Here is a 16,612-nt window from a genome sequence, read left to right on the forward strand (position 1 = left end):
ATGGATCGTCGCTACATCCCGGAAGTCGCCAGCCGTGAGCAATGGTTGGCCGCACGCAAATCATTGCTCGAACAAGAGAAGGCGCTGACCCGCCAGCGTGATGAACTCAACCGCGCCCGGCGTGCCCTGCCCATGGTGTTGGTGGAAGAGGATTACCGTTTTCAGGGGCCGCAGGGTGAGGTCGGGCTGGAAGCATTGTTCGACGGCTGCAGCCAGTTGATCGTCTACCACTTCATGTACCACATGGATCGTGGCGAGGGCTGCGACGGTTGTTCCTGCCTGGTGGACAACATTGGCCACCAGTCCCATTTGCATGCGCGCGACACCAATCTGGTGCTGGTTTCGCGGGCGCCCTTGGCCGACCTGCAAGCGTTCAAACGACGTATGGGCTGGACGCTGCCCTGGTACAGCTCGTACGGCTGCCGTTTCAATTACGACTATCACGCCACCACCGACGAGAAGGTCGCACCGGTCGAGTACAACTACCGCGACAAGGACGAACTGCTGCGTCTGGGCCAGAACTACCACGTGCAGGGCGAGCAGCCGGGTGTCAGCGTGTTCCTGCGTGACGGCGGGCAGATCTATCACACCTATTCCTGTTATGGCCGAGGGGTGGAAATGCTGATGAGCAGTTTTCACTTCCTCGACTTCACGCCCTTTGGCCGCGGCGAAGGTTGGGATGGCATGCCCGACCTCGACGGCAAGGGGCTCAACTGGACGCGCCTGCACGACGAATACGAACAGGCTGCGCCCACCCATGATTGCTGTGCCCACAAAGCCTGAGTGTCAGCGAGGAGAATCGACATGAGTCAGCATCAACTGCAAGACGCCCTGAACAGCTGGGCCGAAGCCTGCCGCAGCAAGGATGTGGCGCGCATCATGAGCCACTACGTCGAGGATGTGGTGGCCTACGACGCCGTCGGCCCACTGCGTTTCCAGGGACGCCCGGCGTACCAGGCGCACTGGCAGGCCTGCATGGAAATGTGCAGCGGCCCCGGCATGTTCGACCCACATGCGCCAACTTTCACTGCCGAGGGCGACCTGGGCGTGACGCATTACCTGCTGCATTGCGGCGGCACCAACGAGAAAGGTGAGATGGACAGCTGCTGGATGCGCGTGACCCAGTGCCTGCGTCGTCAGGGCGGCCGCTGGCTGATCTTCCACGAACATTTCTCGGCGCCCTGCGACATGGAAAGTGGCAAGGCGTTGTTCGATCTGCAGCCCTGAAGGCTCTACCTGTTACGGGTTCAGGGCCGAGCAAGAGGGCTCGTAATTTTGCTTGCAGGCGCTCTGGTACAGGCGCTGAGCCTGATCCGGATCGCGTGATACGCCGCCTTCGCCGCGACGGTAGAGGTTGCCGAGAATGTGCTGGGCCATCGGGTTGCCGGCCGCCGCTGACTGGTTGAGGTAGCGCAGCATGTCGCGTTGGTTGGCGAACTCGGGTGCGTCACGCCCGGTGTAGAGATAGGCCAGGCTCACTGCGGCCATGGCGTGGCCCTTGTCGGCTGCCTGCTTCCACCAGTACTCGGCCTGCTTGAGATTCTTTTCCGGTTGGCCGACGAAATAGCTGCTGCCAAGTTGGAACTGGCTCTCCAGGTCGCCGCGTTGCGCCTGTTGACGCAGCTGATCCTGCTCATCGAGGGTGACCGGCTGTTCGATCTGCGGCTGCTTCGCCGGGGTGCTGGAGTCGGGCTCGCGCCCGGCGCAACCGGCCAGCAGTGCGAAGGCGAGAAGGGCGGTCGTGGCGTGAAGCAGGCTGATCGAACTGGGCATGGCGGTGGCTCCGTAGGCAAGAATCAAGGCAGGTCGCTATTAGGCCGGCCTCGCCCGTCATAGTTCGCTCTGGATGACCAGTCTGTCGTCGCGCGACTTCACACTGCGCTGATGAGCTGCAATGCTGGTGGCCGATTTCGTTCACGAGGCAGCCATGAACATCAGCGCGGATTTCGACAGCGGCAATATCCAGATCATCGACGCCAGCAACCCGCAGCAGGTCGTGCTGGCCATGCGGCCGGATATCAACAGCCACCATTTTCAGTGGTTTCATTTCAAGGTGGACGGATTGGCGCCAGGGCAGCGGCATGCCTTCGTGCTGAGCAATGCCGGGCAGTCTGCCTATAACCGTGCCTGGGACGGCTACCAGGCCGTGGCCAGTTACGATCAGCACGACTGGTTCCGCGTGCCGACGCGCTATGCGGACGGTCAGTTGCATTTCGAGTTGCAGGCCGAGCACGAGCAGGTCTGGTTCGCCTATTTCGAACCCTATCCACGGGCACGTCATGAGCGCCTGGTCGCCAACGCGCTGGAGCGCGGCGCCGAGCTGGTCGCCTGCGGTCGAAGCCTGGAAGGGCGTGATATCCAGCTGCTGCGCATCGCTGGGCAAGCGGCAGCGCCGCGCAAGCTATGGATCATTGCCCAGCAACACCCCGGTGAGCACATGGCCGAGTGGTTCATGGAGGGGCTGATCGAGCGGCTGCAGGATGCGCAGGATGCCGAGATTGCGGCGCTGCTGAATGAGGCCGAGTTGTATCTGGTGCCGAACATGAACCCGGATGGTGCCTACCGTGGCCACCTGCGTACCAACTATGCAGGGCAGGATCTCAATCGGGCCTGGCAGTCGGCCAGCTCCGAGCGCAGCCCGGAAGTCCTGTTCGTACTGCAGCATATGCAACGCATCGGCGTCGATCTGTTCCTCGATATCCATGGCGACGAGGAAATTCCTCACGTGTTCACCGCAGGTTGCGAAGGCAACCCAGGCTATACGCCGCGTTTGGCCGAGCTGGAGGCGGATTTCCGCAATCGTCTGGTTGGTATCGGTGCCGAGTTTCAGACCCGCTTCGGCTACCCACGTGACGAGCCGGGCCAGGCCAACCTGACCCTGGCCTGTAACGCCGTGGGGCAGGCCTTCGATTGTTTGTCGTTCACCATCGAGATGCCGTTCAAGGATCACGACGACAACCCGCAGCCGCGCACCGGCTGGAATGGCGCGCGTTCGAAGAAGCTCGGGCAGGATGTGTTGAGCGTGCTGGCGCAGATGGTGGGCAAGCTGCGTTAGATCTTCCTGGCATCAGAGGTGACTGGCCGGAGGCTGCTCATCGAACCATGGCGGGGCTATGGCATCGAGGCGCGGCGCTGTGCGTTGCCTCAGGCTGATCGGTTTGTCGGCAAGGTGGGGGAGTGACGCACGCTGTCCCTGAGGGGTAACGGCAAGGCGTGTGCGCCACATGATCCATCCGCGCCTCAGTGGGTTTGGCGGTACTTCTGCAGTTCGCTGTTCATCAACTCGACGGTCGCAGGGTCTATCTCTTTGGAAAAGGCCTCGACCACGGGTTTGACCTTTTCGCGGAAACGCTCAAGTTCCTCTGCAGTGATTTCGTTGACCTGCTGGTGTTGTTTAAGGAAAGCGAGGGACTTTTCCTGGCTGTCGACCGAGGCTTGACGCTGGAACAGGGTCGCTTCGTGAGCTGCGTCCAGGATGATCTGGCGTTCGCTCTGGTTGAGTTTGTTCCAGGTCTTCTGGCCGGCGATGAACGATTGCACGTTATAGATGTGCCCGGTGGTGGAAAGGTATTTCTGCACTTCGAACAGCTTGGCGGACTCGATCAGCGAGAAGGGGTTTTCCTGACCGTCGATCACATGCTGCTCCAGGCCGGTGTACAACTCGGTGAACGGCATGGGCATCGGGTTGGCGCCCAGGGCTTTGATCATCTCCAGGTACAAGGGTGACTGCAGGACGCGGATCTTCAGTCCCTGCATGTCCTCCCACTTGGTGACCGGGTGCTTGTTGTTGGTCAGGTGACGAAAGCCCAGATCCCAGTAGCCCAGGGTAATCAGCGCGGATTTTTCCAGTTTTCCTGCCAGATCCTGACCCAGTGGGCCATCGGCGATGGCCAGGGCTTCGCGTGAGTCGTTGAACAGAAAGGGCAGGTCGAAAATCGCCGTGTCCTTGGCCTGAGCCGAGAGCAGTCCGGCGTTGAGCACAGTGAAGTCCAGCGTACCGCCCTGCACCGACGAGACGGTCTGTATGTCGCCGCCCAGGGTGCCGCCTGCGAACACGCGCACGTTCATTTTGCCGTCGCTCTTGGTTTTGACCAGTTCGGCGAATTTTTCTGCGCTATGGCCAATCGGGTGATTGAGCGCAGTGACGAAGGCGAAGCGCAGGTTGTGCTTACGGATCTCGTCGGCGTTTGCCACGCCACTCAGGAGCAGTACCGCAAGGCTACCGACGAACAGGTTCTTGATGGTTTTTTTCATTGCGTTTTCCTTGTTGTTATCGCGCTCGTAACACGCCCTCGCGGGCATTAGGTCAGGTATTTCAATGGCACCAGCACCAGGGCGGGGAAGGCCAGCAGCAGGACGAGCACCAGCAGTTGGGCGATCAGGAATGGCCAGACACCACGCACGACCTCGTCCAGGCGTAGCTTGGCCACGCCGCAGATGACGTTGAGCACCGTGCCCACGGGCGGGGTGATCAGGCTTATCGAGATGTTCAGAATGAACAGCACGCCGAAGTACACCGGGTCGATGCCGGCCTGGGTCACGGCAGGCATCAGTACAGGGGTGAGAATCAGGATCACCGGTGCGGCGTCCATCACCATGCCAATGGCGATGACGACCAGCATGATCACCACCAGCAGCAGTTGTGGGTTGTCCATGAACGGTTGCATCAGGTCGGCCAGTTGGCCTGGCAGATCGGCGATGTTCACCAGCCAGGACGAAACCATGGCGGCGGCGATCAGGAACATCACCACCGAGGTGGTGCGGGCAGAGCTGAAAATCACCTCATACAGCTGCGACCATTTCAGTTCCCGGTAGATCACCATGGCCACGAAGAGCGAGTAGACCGCTGCCACCACCGCCGCTTCGGTTGGAGTGAAGATGCCGAACTTCAGGCCGAACACGATGATCAGTGGCAGACCGAGCGCCCAGATTCCCTCTATTACCGAGCGCAAGACTTCGGCGCGGCTGGCTTTGGGAGATGGCGGAACCTCTTCGCCGCGGGCAATGAAGTACCATGCGACGGCCAGCGCCACAGCCATCATCAGGCCAGGGACGATGCCGGCCATGAACAGCTTGGAGATCGAAACGCCGGAAACCACGCCGAAAATGATGAAGTTGATGCTCGGCGGCAGTACCGGGGCGATGATGCTACCGGCGGCAATCAGGCCTGCCGAGCGTTTACGGTCATGCCCGGCCGCGACCATCATCGGGATCAGCAAGGCTGACAAGGCGGCAGCATCGGCCACTGCCGAACCGGACAGCGACGCCAGCAATAGCGACGCCAGAATGGCCACGTAGCCAAGGCCGCCGCGTTTGTGCCCGACCAGGGTCATGGCAATCTTGACGATACGTTTGGACAGGCCGCCCGTGTTCATGATCTCGCCGGCCAGCATGAAGAAGGGGACGGCCATCAGAGGGAAGCTGTCGGCGCCATTGATCAGGTTCTGCGCGATGATTTGCGCATCGAAAAGATCCAGATGCAGCATCAACACGACGCTGACCAGCAACAGAACGAAAGCCAGTGGCATGCCGATGGCCATGCCGGTGAACAGGCTGCCGAGAAAGATGATCAGCGTCATTTGCCACTTCTCCCGTCTAGGCCCAGGGTATTGTTGGCATCGCCAGACATCTGCAGACCTGTGGCGACTGGGGCCTCGACGAACCCTTCTTCCGCGCCGCGCAACAGGCGATAGCATTCACACAGGAGGATGAGTCCGGCACTGATGCCGAACAGCACGCCGCAGGCGTAGAACACGGCCATCGGCAGGCCGGAAGCGGGGGCTGGAGTGTGCAGGTTGATCTGTACCTGATCCCAGCTGCCGCTGAAGATCAGCCAGCTGAAATAAATCATCAGCAGGTGCCCGGCCAGCAGGCAGGCGCGCTGTATGAAGGCGGGCATCCGGCGCAACAGCATGTCGACGCCCAGATGGCCCTTCTCGCGTAGTGCCACCAGCGCGCCGAAAAACACCATCCAGACGAAGCACCAGCGCGACAGCTCTTCGGACAGGGTGATGCCGCTGTTGAAGGCATAGCGCATGACCACGTTACCGAACACCATGATCACCATGGCGATCATGCACAGCACCATCAGGAGCTTGAGTAACTGGAAATACAGGTCAGCAATTCTTTTCATTGTTCAATGGCCTCTTTAAAGGACAAGTCGGATGACGGGGGCACATCAAGCCGGCAGTACCGTCCAGTGTCCTTGCTGTTGGTGCGAGCGGATGCAGGCCTCGATGAAGGCCATGCCTAGCAGACCGTCTTGCGCGGTCGGGCACTGCTGCGCCAGTGGGTCTGGAGCGCGCTGCTGACGGCGTGCCTTTATCAGTTCGGCGGCATCGCTGTAGATGTTGGCGAATGCTTCCAGCAGGCCTTCGGGTTGTCCGGCCTTGATCCGTGTGGCCTGCTGTGCGGCCTGACTAAGCCAGGCTTCGCCACGTCGCAGGATCTGGTGAGGTTGATCTTGATGACGCAGCAACAGTTGATCCGGCGTCTCCTGATGCCAGCTGAGTGACCCATTGGAGCCGAACACCCGCAGTTGCAGACCCTGGCGGTTGCCGGCTGCCACGAAACTGGCCCACAGCATGCCGCGCGCACCCGAGGACAGACGCAGCAGTACGTGGGCGTTATCGTGCGAGGTGCGGCCCGGTACCAGGGTGCTCAGTTCAGCGGACACTTCGCTGACCTCCAGGCCGGTGACAAAGCGCAGCAGTTGGTGTGCATGCACGCCGACGTCGGCAAGAACCGGAGAGGCGCCGGCCTGAGCCGGATCGGCGCGCCAGGTGAAGCTTTTTACCCCTTGTTGTTCCAGGGCGTGCACCCCGAAGGAGCCAGCGTGTTCGACCTGCACCACGCGCACTGTGCCGATTACGCCACGAGCGATCAGGTCTCGGGCTTCTCGGATCAGCGGGTAGCCGCTGTAGTTGTGGGTCAGCAGGTGCAATGCCGAGCCACTGCGAACCTGGTCGAGTAACGCTTGGGCTTCCTGGTAGCTGGTGGCCAGGGGCTTGTCGCAGATGACGTCGATACCGCGCTCGAGAAACGCTCTGCTGGCCGGTGCGTGCACGGCGTTGGGAGCCATGATGGCGACAACCTGAATACCGTCCTCGCGCATGGCTTCGGCGGTGGCCATGCTCAGGTAGTCGCTGTAGGTGCGCTCGGGGGGGATTCCGTACTGCTCGGCGGCAGCTCGATTGCGTGTGGCGTCGCGGGCGAATACCCCGGCGACCAGTTCGAAATGGCCGTCCATATGGGCGGCATAGCGGTGGGTAGAGGCGATACCCGACTCCAGGCCCCCGCCGACGAAACCCAGGCGCAGGCGTTCAGACGGTTTCGCTATACGTTTCATGGCTCCCCCTTGTTCTTGTAATGGGTATTGAATGCACGAGGTCGATCTGGGAGTGCGAGCTATCGGTTCAAATGGGCGAGGTGCTCGATGGCCAACTGGTAGCCATGGGTGCCCAGGCCGGCCAATACCGCTTTGGCTACCAGTGACACATAGGAGTGGTGGCGGAAGTGCTCGCGGCGGTGCACGTTGGAAATATGCACCTCGATCACCGGCACCTCGGCGGCGATCAGGGCGTCGTGGATTGCCACTGAGGTGTGAGTCCAGGCGCCTGGGTTGATCACGATCCCGGCCACGCGGTTACGGGCATGGTGGATCCAGTCGATCATCTGGCCTTCGTGGTTGGTCTGCTGGAACTCGATCTCCAGGCCTGATTCGTCACCGGTTCTGCGGCACAGCGCTTCGACGTCGGCCAGGGTTTCGTGGCCATAGACATCGGGCTGGCGTAGGCCAAGCATGTTCAGGTTGGGGCCGTTCAGTACGAGTATGGTTTTCATGTCCGTTTCTCCGTTGAGGGTTCGCAATGCCAGACGTACAAGGTGTCGATCCCAGTTTTGGGGAGCGTCGGCATTGTTGGGCGAGAGCGATCCAGCGACTTTTCCAGCTCTCATGGGCACAGCAGGTCAGATCGCTTCGCCTAGCGTAGAGGCAAGGATCGAGAGCGCTGGAAGAGTCACATCGAGTCGGTGGGTACCACTTTTCCCGTGCGCGCCGCTTCGGCGATCGCCTCGGTTATCAGCAGGTTGGCCAGGCCGTCGCGCACGCTGACCAGTGGTTCGGTTTCACCACGGATCACCGCGCAGAAATGCTCGAGCTGGCGCTCCAGCGGATCGGCCTCTACCAGTTCGGCGGTTGTGGTGTGGAAGGGTTTCCACCAGGAGCGATCCTCCTTGCGCGCGTAGTACTTCAGGCGCATGGTCGGGATCGACAGCGAGCCCAGGGTGCCTGAGATCACATAACAATCTTCGTCCGCATAACTGGGGTAGCTCTTGTTCTCCCGGGCGGTCTGCTCCCAGCTGCGTGCGCAGGCTGCGGTGTCCGATAGCAGGAACGTACCGAGGGCGCCGTTGGCGAAGCGCAGGTTGATCGACACGGTGTCCTCGACCGGGAACCCACGGGTAGCATTCGATGCCTGTGCCTGCACCGAGACTATTTCGCCGCACAGCGAGCGCAGGTTGCCGATCTCGTGGATCATGTTGATCAGTACCGGGCCGCCGCCGGCCTGACGGCGCCAGGGGGCGGCATCGAAATAGTCGTCGGGTTTGTAGAACAATGCGCTACCCATTACCGCGACCGGGGCCCCGATGATGCCTTCGGCGATGATTTCGCGAGCCCGCTGCAAGATGGCGCTATGGGCACGGTGGTGGCCGACCAGCAGCCTGGCGCCGCTGCGTTCGGTCATCTCCAGCAAACGCTTGCCTTCTTCCAGAGTGTGGGCGACCGGTTTCTCGATCAGAGCGCTGACACCCTGCTTTATGCAGGTCAGGGCATTTTCCACATGCAAATGGTTGGGGGTTGCCAGAATCACCCCGTCGGGGTGTTGCTGGGCGAATAGCTTTTCAAGAGATTCGTAGAGCGGGACACCAGCGGAGCGGGCGATTTCGATGGCAGTTGCGCAAGGGTCGACGATTGCCAGCAATTCGCAACTTTCACTGGCCTGGACGAGTTCGATATGGCGCCGTCCAATCAGGCCTGCACCGGCTACAGCTATTTTGATGTTCTTCATAACACTCGATTCTTTGTTCTTATCGGTCTGCACCCTGGGTCGGTGCTGCACTCAGCCATAGGCGTTGTGAGAGACTAATAAAAAGCCATGGTGAAATAATCGAGCTATATGAAGAATCAGAATGCACAGATAGCGAATAATGACCCGCTGCTGCGTGACTTGCAGCTGTTCTGTACGGTTGCCAGGCGTTCAAGCTTCATCGCTGCCGCTACCGAGATGGGCTTTTCCCCGGCCCATGTCAGTAAGCGCATCCTTACGCTGGAACAGATGTTGGGCGTCAAGTTGTTCAACCGAACCACCCGGCGGGTCAACATCACCAGCGATGGTGAGGCGGCCTTCATCTGGGCACAGAAGATCCTCGAGGATGTCGAGGCGATGATCGAGACGTTGTCGGGTTTGCGCAGTGAGCCGCGTGGAACACTGCGTATCGGCACCAGCCTGCGGCTTGGGCGTGAACATATTGCGCCGATTCTGTCGTTGTTCAGAACGCGTTATCCCGGGCTGGAAATCTGGCTCGAACTGCTGGACAGGCGCGCGGATCAGATTGCCGACAATTTCGATATAGATATTCGTGTCGGCGAAGTGCAGGAGAAACACTTGATCGCACAGCGCATCTCGGAAAGCTCCCGGATCCTGGCTGCTGCTCCGAGTTACCTCAAGCGTCGTGGTCAACCGAGGTCCTTGGCTGACCTGGCCCAGCACGATTGCCTGCTGTTTCGCGGCCGTGACCAGAGCTTTGGGGTCTGGCGTCTCGAGGGGCCGGGTGGTGTGGAGACCGTGAAGGTCACCGGGCCGATGGCCTCGAACCATAGCGATATCGTGCGCCAGTGGGCTCTCGAAGGACATGGCATCATCATGGCCTCGCACTGGGACGTGGCCGGCAGGCTGAAGGATGGATCCTTGATCCGGATCCTGCCGGCTTACTGTCAGTCGGCTGACGTCTGGGCGGTGACCACTGCCCGATCCTCCAACTCGGCCAAGGTGCGGGCTTGCGTTCAGTTCCTGCGTGAGCAGTTGAGCGAAGGCCCCTATGCACTGATCACTGCCTAGATTGGGTGGTGCATGCCTCCGCGTCAGGCCGATCTGCCATAAAAAAGCCCGTCACGAGGACGGGCGTAAAGTGCCGTAAACACACAGGAGTCAATAGGACGCAGTGATGCGTCCGGTATTACAGGATCGACAGCGGATAGTTGAAGATCAGACGGTTCTCGTGCAGATCGACGCCCACGTCGCGGCGCACGTCGGAGTTACGCCAGCGGATGCTGAGGTTCTTCAGCGAGCCTTCCTGGATGGTGTAGGCCAGCTCGGATTCGCGGCCCCACTCTTCGGCATCGGTACGGCCGCCGGTGTGGATGTTGGAGCCACTGACGTAACGGTTCATCAGGGTCAGGCCCGGAATGCCGAGGCCGGCGAAGTTGTAGTCATGGCGAATCTGCCAGGAACGCTCTTCCGGGTTGTCGTAGCTGTTGGTGAAACCGTCGTTGACCAGGGTGCCGCCGCTGGCGCCGTCGATACGCATGAACTTGGTATCACCGCTCAGGCGCTGGTAAGCGACCATGAAGGTATTGTTGCCGGTCTTGGCGGTGAGTGCGCCCTGGTAGACCTTGTTGTCCAGCTTGCCGGCCTTGGCCGCGCCTTCTTCCTTGCCGTTGACGTAGCCGAGGTTGGCGCCCAGCACCCAGTCGCCGACTGGTTGGCTATGGGTCAGTTGCACGTAGCTCTGCTTGTAGACGTCTTCCAGGCGCGCGTGCCAGACGCCAACCATGGTGTTGTTGCCGTTGAAGCGGTATTCACCACCGGCGAAGTTGAAGTCATCACCCTCTACGCCACCGAAGGACATCTCTTCGCGGCTGGCATCGTTACGCTGGCTGTTCTTCCAGAACTGACCGCCGTACAGGGTCAGGCCGTCGATCTCGTTGGAGGTCAGTTGGGCGCCCTGGAAGGTTTGCGGCAGCGAGCGGCCGTCGTCGGCACGCAGGATCGGCAGCACGGCGAACCACTCACCGACCTTCAGCTCGGTCTTGGACAGCTTGGCCTTGGCTGCGACGGCGGTGCGACCGAAGTCATCGGCCTGACGGCCATCGTCATGTACCGGCAGCAGTTGGCTGCCTGGAGTGCCGCGACCGCCGTCGAGTTTCACCGAGTACAGGCCGAGTACGTCGAGGCCGAAGCCGACGGTGCCTTCGGTGTAGCCGGAACGGGCATCGAGGATGAAGCTCTGTGTCCAGGCGGAGGCTTGGCCCTGGCCACCTTGGGTCTGGTTGAGGAAGTTGCGGTTAAAGTAGTAATTGCGCAGGCCGAGGGTGACCTTGGCATCTTCGACGAAGCCGGCGGCGTGCGTGGCAGTCGGCAGAACCAGGGCCAGAGCCGTGCTGCCAAGCAGAGCCAATGGAATGATGTTGCGTGCGGTCATTGTTGTTGTGCTCCCAGTTTTTGAACGAACCATCCCCTGCTGGCCTGCTCGGGACCTGCGTGATGGGAATGTTGTGTTTGCCCTGTGGAGGGCGATAGATCGGCCGAACGAGACCGATCATTGCCAGGGGCTGGGTCAGCCTCCGGCGAATCCGGTTCTATGGCGTGTGGCGATGGCGTATGCCGAGCGGCCTGGGTGCTGCTGCGCAGGGGGAGAGGTGAGGTAGATCATGTTCTGGCCCTGGTTCTTGTTGTTATTAGTGTCATATGTCGTCATACAACTTGCTGGATTATCGACAGCCTTTTCTCCTCTTGTCAACGTATGGCTAGACGAAAGTAGCAACCCCTGGTCGTCTGATAGACCCTGGGTACGGGAGCTTCCTGACTCAAGACAGTTCTGTAGAGGGATTTCCGACCCAGGCTACAAGGCCGCTAGTATCGATGTTGTTGTGTGATAACGTATGACGAGTCACGCATTACCCTGGGAGAACGCATGCCGCATTGCCTGATCGAGGCCGCCCATGAGGTAGGCCAGTTGATAGCGCCGCAGGAACTGGTGCGCCTGGTGCACGACCAGGCGGCAGACAGCGGTCTGTTCCAGCCGGGTGAGGTCAAGGTTCGTCTCAGCCTGTACGAACACCACTGCGTCGGCGGTGAGCCGGGGCTGTTCGTGCACCTGATCTTCTACGTTCTGGCTGGCCGCAGCGATGCGGACAAGCGCGCCTTGTCCCGACGCATCGTACGCGCGCTGGTGGAACGCCTGCCGCAGGTGCCGGCGATATCGCTGGATGTGCGTGATATTCAGCGAGAGGTCTTCAGTAATCGGCGCAATTGCCTAGAGGATTAGGTTCTGTATGAAAAGTGCCTGCGCATCGGTGATGCTTCGTTAAAAACGGGTTCGGAATGCTCATTTACAGCTCGTAAAGTCGACCGCGACTCCGACCGTTCCTCACCCGTTTTTGCCTCGCCTGACCTTCGCTCGACGACTCTTCTTACAGAACCTAATCGCCTTCGAGCAGGCGCGGGCCGCTGCCCTGGTTGCCCAGGCGATCCCCGGGGTTACGCAGCGGGCAGTCGTCCATCGATAGACAACCGCAGCCGATGCAGCCGGTGAGTTGGTCGCGCAATTTGCTCAAACGCTCGAGGCGGGCGTCCAGTTCCTGTTTCCAATGCTGCGAAAAGCGTTGCCAGTCGGCTGCTGTGGGCGTGTGATCGTGCGGTAGCGTCGCGAGGATCGCGCCGATGTCCGCCAGCGGAATCCCCAGGCGTTGCGCCACCTTGATCAAGGCAACCCGACGCAGGATCTGCCGTGGATAACGGCGCTGATTACCTGCGTTGCGCTGGCTGTGAATCAGCCCCTTGGCCTCGTAGAAGTGCAGGGTGGAAACACTCACCCCGCTGCGTTCGGCTACCTGGCCGACAGTGAGTGGCCGCTCGAGACGTTCGTGTGGCGCCAACATGAAAATCCCTCTTGACCTCAAGTTAAGTTGAGGTTTTACCCTCGCAGGCCTTGATAGACAACCCCGAGGGGATTTCCATGCAGGATCGCATTCGTTTGGTTCTGATCTACGGCAGCGTGCGCGAGGAGCGCTTCTGCGATCAGGTGGTGGCCTGGGCGCGTGAGCAGATCGGGCAACGCAGTGAGTTCGAGTTGAGCCTGGTCGACCCGGCCGTGATGTTCCGCCAGCCTGGCGAGGAACCTGAAGCCGCGCAGTTGCGTCATCAGTCGCAGCAACATCTGTTGCGTGCAGATGCCTTTCTGATTGTCACCCCGGAGTACAACCACGGCTATCCGGCAGCGCTCAAGCAGTTCATCGACGAGGTGCCGGCTTCCTGGGAGGCGCGTCCGGTGGGCTTCGTCAGCTATGGCGGGGTATCCGGCGGGCTACGAGCGGTGGAGCAACTGCGCCAGGTGCTGGCGGAGCTGCACGCCATGACGGTGCGCGGTTCGGTGAGCTTCACCAATGCCTGGGAGCAGTTCGACGAACAGGGGCGGCTGAGTGAACCACGTCGCGCCAACTCGGCCATGGCCCATATGTTGGTGCAGTTGAACTGGTGGGCGCAGACGCTGCGTGCCGGGCGCGAGCGCGTGCCGTACGAGCGGGTCAGAGGCTGATGCGCTTGCGCCGGCGCATTGTTGCGGTAAAGCTGATGGGCCACCCTTTCGCTGGATGACACCATGCAACTGGCCGCTCCAATTCCTATTCTGCGTAGCTTCGACGAGGCGCGAGCGCGGGCGTTCTATATCGATTACCTGGGCTTCGCCGAGGATTGGTCGCACCGCTTCGAGCCGAGCCTGCCGTTGTACCTGCAGCTATCACGCGGAGGCTGCGTGCTGCATCTGTCCGAGCACCATGGCGATTGCTGCCCGGGCGCGGCGTTGCGCATCTTCTGTGATGACCTGGATGGATTGCTGAGTGAGCTGCGCGGCAAGGACTACGACTTCGCTCGACCGGATATCGTGGCGCAGCCCTGGGGTCGTGATCTGGCGCTGACCGATCCATTCGGCAATCGCCTGATCTTCACCGACGTGCGGTGAAGAGTAGGGCGGGTGAAACCCGCCACGGCTGATCTGGCGGATTCCGCCCGCCCTACGCAGGGGCGCTAACCACGTAGCCCGGATCGTATCCGGGCCACGAGAGCGCTTAACCGCGGTAGTAGCGTTGCGGCACGAACGGGGTCTTGGCCACTTTCATCGGCACGCGCTTGCCGCGCACCACGGCCCAGACTTCGCTATCGATGGCCATGTAGCTGGCCTTGACGTAACCCATGGCCACCGGCGCGCCCAGGCTCGGGCCGAAGCCACCGCTGGACACCTGGCCGATCACGTTGCCGCCTGCGTCGACGATTTCCGCACCTTCGCGCACCGGCACGCGTTCCTGTGGAAGCAGGCCGACCCGCTTGCTCGGCACGCCTTCGCGTTGCTGGGCGAAGATACGCTCGGCGCCCGGGAAGTTGCCGGCGCGCTCGCCATCTGCACGGCGTACCTTGGAGATGGCCCACAGCAGGCCAGCTTCGATCGGCGTGGTGCTGGTGCTCATGTCATGGCCGTAGAGGCACAGACCGGCTTCCAGGCGCAGCGAATCGCGTGCGCCGAGGCCGATGGCTTCGACTTCCACTTCGGCCAGCAGGCTGCGCGCCAGGGCTTCTGCCTGATCCACGGCGACGGAGATTTCGAAGCCGTCTTCGCCGGTGTAGCCGCTGCGGCTGACGATGCACTCGCTGCCCAGCAGGCGCACGCGGGCGACCTGCATGAAGGTCATCTTGCTCACCTCCGGTGCCAGGCGGGCCAGCACTTCGACCGCCTTCGGGCCTTGCAGGGCGAGCAGGGCGCGCTCCTCGAACAGGCTCTCGATCTGGCACTGTTCGCCGATGTGCTGTTTGAGGTGAGCCAGATCCTGATCCTTGCAAGCGGCGTTGACCACCAGGTACAGGGTGTCGTCACCGAGGTTGGCGACCATCAGGTCGTCGAGAATGCCGCCGTTCTCGTCGGTGAACATGGCGTAGCGCTGCAGGCCCTCCGGCAGGTCGATGATGTCCACCGGCACCAGGGTTTCCAGGGCGCGCGCGGCGTTCTCGCCACGCAGGAGGATCTGGCCCATGTGCGAGACGTCGAACAGGCCGGCGGCCTCGCGGGTATGCAGGTGTTCCTTCATCACGCCCAGCGGGTACTGCACGGGCATGTCATAGCCGGCGAAGGGCACCATGCGCGCGCCGAGTTCAATGTGCAGGGCATGCAGCGGAGTCTTGGCGAGGGTTTCAGTGGTCATGTCGATTTCCTGTTGGGTGCGCCGCGCGCACCGGTTGGGGCCGCAACGCGGCCCGTCGTTCGTCGGGTGTCAGTCAGCGTAGACCGGGAAGGTGGCGCACAGGTCGGCGACCTGGCCGCGCACGCGCTCGATCACGGCCGGGTTTTCCAGGTCGTCGAGGATGTCGCAGATCCAGCCGGCCAGGGTGCGGCATTCGCCTTCCTTGAAGCCGCGGGTGGTCACCGCCGGGGTGCCGATACGGATGCCTGAGGTGACGAACGGCGACTGCGGATCGTTCGGTACGGCGTTCTTGTTCACGGTGATGTGGGCATCGCCCAGCGCCGCGTCGGCCGCCTTGCCGGTCAGGCCCTGCTTGACCAGGCTGATCAGCATCAGGTGGTTGTCGGTACCGCCGGAGACCACGTCATAGCCGCGCTGGACGAACACCTCGGCCATGGCGCGGGCGTTGTCGATCACCTGCTGCTGGTAGGCCTTGAAGCCTGGCTCCAGCGCTTCCTTGAAGCACACCGCCTTGGCCGCGATGACGTGCATCAGCGGGCCGCCCTGGGCTCCGGGGAACACAGCGGAGTTGAGCTTCTTCTCGATCTCTTCGTTCTTGCGCGCGAGGATCAGGCCGCCACGCGGGCCGCGCAGGGTCTTGTGCGTGGTAGTGGTGACCACATCGGCGAACGGCACCGGGTTCGGGTACAGGCCGGCTGCAACCAGACCGGCGACATGGGCCATGTCGACGAACAGTAGCGCACCGACCTTGTCGGCGATGGCGCGGAAACGGGGGAAGTCCAGCACGCGCGAGTAGGCCGAGAAACCGGCGACGATCATCTTCGGCTTGTGCTCGACTGCCAGGCGCTCGACCTCGTCGTAGTCGATCAGGCCGTTCTCGTCGATGCCGTACTGCACGGCGTTGTACAGCTTGCCCGAGGACGACACCTTAGCGCCGTGGGTCAGGTGACCACCGTGTGCCAGGCTCATGCCGAGGATGGTGTCACCAGCACCCAGCAGCGCGAGGTACACGGCGCTGTTGGCCGAAGAGCCCGAGTGCGGCTGGACGTTGGCGTAGTCGGCGCCGAACAGCTGTTTAGCGCGCTCTATGGCCAGCGCCTCGACCTTGTCCACATGCTCGCAGCCACCGTAGTAACGCTTGCCCGGATAACCTTCTGCGTACTTGTTGGTCAGGCCGCTGCCTTGCGCCTGCATGACGCGCTGGCTGCAGTAGTTCTCCGAGGCGATCAGCTCGATATGGTCTTCCTGGCGCTGTTCTTCGGCCTGGATCGCCGCGAGCAGGGCATCGTCATAGCCCTGCAGTTGGTCGTGCTTGCTGAACATGGTGAGGCCCTCTTTATCGTTTTTCTCGGGATGAAG

General features: G+C 61.6%; 18 protein-coding genes. 7 read left to right on the plus strand and 11 right to left on the minus strand.

From position 1 onward, the window contains the following. Both C7A17_RS18490 and C7A17_RS18495 read left to right on the plus strand, forming a co-directional pair. Window positions 1-783 carry a DUF899 domain-containing protein gene (locus C7A17_RS18490; RefSeq protein ID WP_106739393.1) on the plus strand — a complete coding sequence of 261 codons (783 nt, stop codon included), beginning with the start codon at window positions 1-3 and terminating at the stop codon, window positions 781-783. Window positions 784-804: 21 nt separating this feature from the next. Beyond that, window positions 805-1,227, plus strand: a complete 423-nt coding sequence (locus C7A17_RS18495; protein WP_106739394.1) for a YybH family protein — start codon at window positions 805-807, stop codon at window positions 1,225-1,227. A 12-nt stretch (window positions 1,228-1,239) separates the two neighbouring features. On the opposite strand, the gene C7A17_RS18500 is transcribed toward C7A17_RS18495, so the two are convergent. Further along, window positions 1,240-1,773: a tetratricopeptide repeat protein gene (locus tag C7A17_RS18500; protein ID WP_106739395.1), complete on the minus strand. Its 534-nt coding sequence runs from the start codon at window positions 1,771-1,773 to the stop codon at window positions 1,240-1,242. Between the two features lie 154 nt (window positions 1,774-1,927). Here C7A17_RS18500 and C7A17_RS18505 point away from each other — a divergent pair, with 154 nt between their 5' ends. After that, a complete protein-coding gene (locus C7A17_RS18505) occupies window positions 1,928-3,055 on the plus strand; it encodes a M14 family metallopeptidase (RefSeq protein WP_106743027.1) in 1,128 nt (375 codons plus the stop codon). 185 nt (window positions 3,056-3,240) lie between these two features. Here the strand turns inward: C7A17_RS18505 and C7A17_RS18510 are convergent, their stop codons facing one another. The 6 genes from C7A17_RS18510 to C7A17_RS18535 form a co-directional block, all read right to left on the minus strand. Then, window positions 3,241-4,254 (minus strand): TRAP transporter substrate-binding protein, encoded by a 1,014-nt coding sequence (locus C7A17_RS18510; protein ID WP_106739396.1) that lies wholly within the window; start codon window positions 4,252-4,254, stop codon window positions 3,241-3,243. 47 nt (window positions 4,255-4,301) lie between these two features. Further along, window positions 4,302-5,579 (minus strand): TRAP transporter large permease subunit, encoded by a 1,278-nt coding sequence (locus tag C7A17_RS18515; RefSeq protein WP_106739397.1) that lies wholly within the window; start codon window positions 5,577-5,579, stop codon window positions 4,302-4,304. Then, entirely contained in the window at window positions 5,576-6,133 is a 558-nt protein-coding gene (locus C7A17_RS18520) for a TRAP transporter small permease (RefSeq protein ID WP_106739398.1), read from the minus strand. The genes C7A17_RS18515 and C7A17_RS18520 overlap by 4 nt, the downstream gene beginning before the upstream one ends. 45 nt (window positions 6,134-6,178) lie before the next feature. Continuing rightward, complete coding sequence (locus C7A17_RS18525) at window positions 6,179-7,348, minus strand: Gfo/Idh/MocA family protein (RefSeq protein ID WP_106739399.1); 1,170 nt, start codon at window positions 7,346-7,348, stop codon at window positions 6,179-6,181. Between the two features lie 59 nt (window positions 7,349-7,407). Next, window positions 7,408-7,842, minus strand: coding sequence for a type II 3-dehydroquinate dehydratase (aroQ, locus tag C7A17_RS18530; protein ID WP_106739400.1), 435 nt, complete (start codon window positions 7,840-7,842; stop codon window positions 7,408-7,410). A 176-nt stretch (window positions 7,843-8,018) separates the two neighbouring features. Then, window positions 8,019-9,071: a Gfo/Idh/MocA family protein gene (locus tag C7A17_RS18535; RefSeq protein WP_106739401.1), complete on the minus strand. Its 1,053-nt coding sequence runs from the start codon at window positions 9,069-9,071 to the stop codon at window positions 8,019-8,021. A 108-nt stretch (window positions 9,072-9,179) separates the two neighbouring features. Between C7A17_RS18535 and C7A17_RS18540 the strand changes: the two genes are divergently transcribed. After that, entirely contained in the window at window positions 9,180-10,121 is a 942-nt protein-coding gene (locus C7A17_RS18540) for a LysR substrate-binding domain-containing protein (protein ID WP_106739402.1), read from the plus strand. Window positions 10,122-10,239: 118 nt separating this feature from the next. Here the strand turns inward: C7A17_RS18540 and C7A17_RS18545 are convergent, their stop codons facing one another. Next, window positions 10,240-11,484 carry an OprD family porin gene (locus C7A17_RS18545; RefSeq protein WP_106739403.1) on the minus strand — a complete coding sequence of 415 codons (1,245 nt, stop codon included), beginning with the start codon at window positions 11,482-11,484 and terminating at the stop codon, window positions 10,240-10,242. 492 nt (window positions 11,485-11,976) lie between these two features. On the opposite strand from C7A17_RS18545, the gene C7A17_RS18550 reads away from it, so the two are divergent. Further along, window positions 11,977-12,330: a 5-carboxymethyl-2-hydroxymuconate Delta-isomerase gene (locus tag C7A17_RS18550; protein WP_106739404.1), complete on the plus strand. Its 354-nt coding sequence runs from the start codon at window positions 11,977-11,979 to the stop codon at window positions 12,328-12,330. 154 nt (window positions 12,331-12,484) lie between these two features. Here C7A17_RS18550 and soxR read toward each other — a convergent pair whose 3' ends face one another. Next, window positions 12,485-12,943 (minus strand): redox-sensitive transcriptional activator SoxR, encoded by a 459-nt coding sequence (gene soxR / locus C7A17_RS18555; RefSeq protein WP_106739405.1) that lies wholly within the window; start codon window positions 12,941-12,943, stop codon window positions 12,485-12,487. Between the two features lie 77 nt (window positions 12,944-13,020). Here soxR and C7A17_RS18560 point away from each other — a divergent pair, with 77 nt between their 5' ends. Then, window positions 13,021-13,599, plus strand: a complete 579-nt coding sequence (locus C7A17_RS18560; protein ID WP_106739406.1) for an NADPH-dependent FMN reductase — start codon at window positions 13,021-13,023, stop codon at window positions 13,597-13,599. A 63-nt stretch (window positions 13,600-13,662) separates the two neighbouring features. Beyond that, window positions 13,663-14,022 (plus strand): glyoxalase superfamily protein, encoded by a 360-nt coding sequence (locus C7A17_RS18565; RefSeq protein ID WP_106739407.1) that lies wholly within the window; start codon window positions 13,663-13,665, stop codon window positions 14,020-14,022. 106 nt (window positions 14,023-14,128) lie between these two features. Here the strand turns inward: C7A17_RS18565 and gcvT are convergent, their stop codons facing one another. Together gcvT and glyA are read right to left on the minus strand one after the other, a co-directional pair. Next, entirely contained in the window at window positions 14,129-15,253 is a 1,125-nt protein-coding gene (gene gcvT / locus C7A17_RS18570) for a glycine cleavage system aminomethyltransferase GcvT (RefSeq protein WP_106739408.1), read from the minus strand. Between the two features lie 69 nt (window positions 15,254-15,322). After that, window positions 15,323-16,576, minus strand: coding sequence for a serine hydroxymethyltransferase (gene glyA / locus C7A17_RS18575; protein WP_106739409.1), 1,254 nt, complete (start codon window positions 16,574-16,576; stop codon window positions 15,323-15,325). Window positions 16,577-16,612 lie beyond the last annotated feature (36 nt).

The organism is Pseudomonas mendocina, assembly GCF_003008615.1.
In the GTDB taxonomy this organism is placed as follows: domain Bacteria; phylum Pseudomonadota; class Gammaproteobacteria; order Pseudomonadales; family Pseudomonadaceae; genus Aquipseudomonas; species Aquipseudomonas mendocina_C.

What these genes read in the sequence shown, in the direction of transcription:
- C7A17_RS18490 (WP_106739393.1), top strand. Translation starts at nt 1, where the DNA reads ATGGATCGTCGCTACATCCCGGAAGTCGCCAGCCGTGAGCAATGGTTG.
- C7A17_RS18495 (WP_106739394.1), top strand. Translation starts at nt 805, where the DNA reads ATGAGTCAGCATCAACTGCAAGACGCCCTGAACAGCTGGGCCGAAGCC.
- C7A17_RS18500 (WP_106739395.1), bottom strand. Translation starts at nt 1,773, where the DNA reads ATGCCCAGTTCGATCAGCCTGCTTCACGCCACGACCGCCCTTCTCGCC.
- C7A17_RS18505 (WP_106743027.1), top strand. Translation starts at nt 1,928, where the DNA reads ATGAACATCAGCGCGGATTTCGACAGCGGCAATATCCAGATCATCGAC.
- C7A17_RS18510 (WP_106739396.1), bottom strand. Translation starts at nt 4,254, where the DNA reads ATGAAAAAAACCATCAAGAACCTGTTCGTCGGTAGCCTTGCGGTACTG.
- C7A17_RS18515 (WP_106739397.1), bottom strand. Translation starts at nt 5,579, where the DNA reads ATGACGCTGATCATCTTTCTCGGCAGCCTGTTCACCGGCATGGCCATC.
- C7A17_RS18520 (WP_106739398.1), bottom strand. Translation starts at nt 6,133, where the DNA reads ATGAAAAGAATTGCTGACCTGTATTTCCAGTTACTCAAGCTCCTGATG.
- C7A17_RS18525 (WP_106739399.1), bottom strand. Translation starts at nt 7,348, where the DNA reads ATGAAACGTATAGCGAAACCGTCTGAACGCCTGCGCCTGGGTTTCGTC.
- aroQ (WP_106739400.1), bottom strand. Translation starts at nt 7,842, where the DNA reads ATGAAAACCATACTCGTACTGAACGGCCCCAACCTGAACATGCTTGGC.
- C7A17_RS18535 (WP_106739401.1), bottom strand. Translation starts at nt 9,071, where the DNA reads ATGAAGAACATCAAAATAGCTGTAGCCGGTGCAGGCCTGATTGGACGG.
- C7A17_RS18540 (WP_106739402.1), top strand. Translation starts at nt 9,180, where the DNA reads ATGAAGAATCAGAATGCACAGATAGCGAATAATGACCCGCTGCTGCGT.
- C7A17_RS18545 (WP_106739403.1), bottom strand. Translation starts at nt 11,484, where the DNA reads ATGACCGCACGCAACATCATTCCATTGGCTCTGCTTGGCAGCACGGCT.
- C7A17_RS18550 (WP_106739404.1), top strand. Translation starts at nt 11,977, where the DNA reads ATGCCGCATTGCCTGATCGAGGCCGCCCATGAGGTAGGCCAGTTGATA.
- soxR (WP_106739405.1), bottom strand. Translation starts at nt 12,943, where the DNA reads ATGTTGGCGCCACACGAACGTCTCGAGCGGCCACTCACTGTCGGCCAG.
- C7A17_RS18560 (WP_106739406.1), top strand. Translation starts at nt 13,021, where the DNA reads ATGCAGGATCGCATTCGTTTGGTTCTGATCTACGGCAGCGTGCGCGAG.
- C7A17_RS18565 (WP_106739407.1), top strand. Translation starts at nt 13,663, where the DNA reads ATGCAACTGGCCGCTCCAATTCCTATTCTGCGTAGCTTCGACGAGGCG.
- gcvT (WP_106739408.1), bottom strand. Translation starts at nt 15,253, where the DNA reads ATGACCACTGAAACCCTCGCCAAGACTCCGCTGCATGCCCTGCACATT.
- glyA (WP_106739409.1), bottom strand. Translation starts at nt 16,576, where the DNA reads ATGTTCAGCAAGCACGACCAACTGCAGGGCTATGACGATGCCCTGCTC.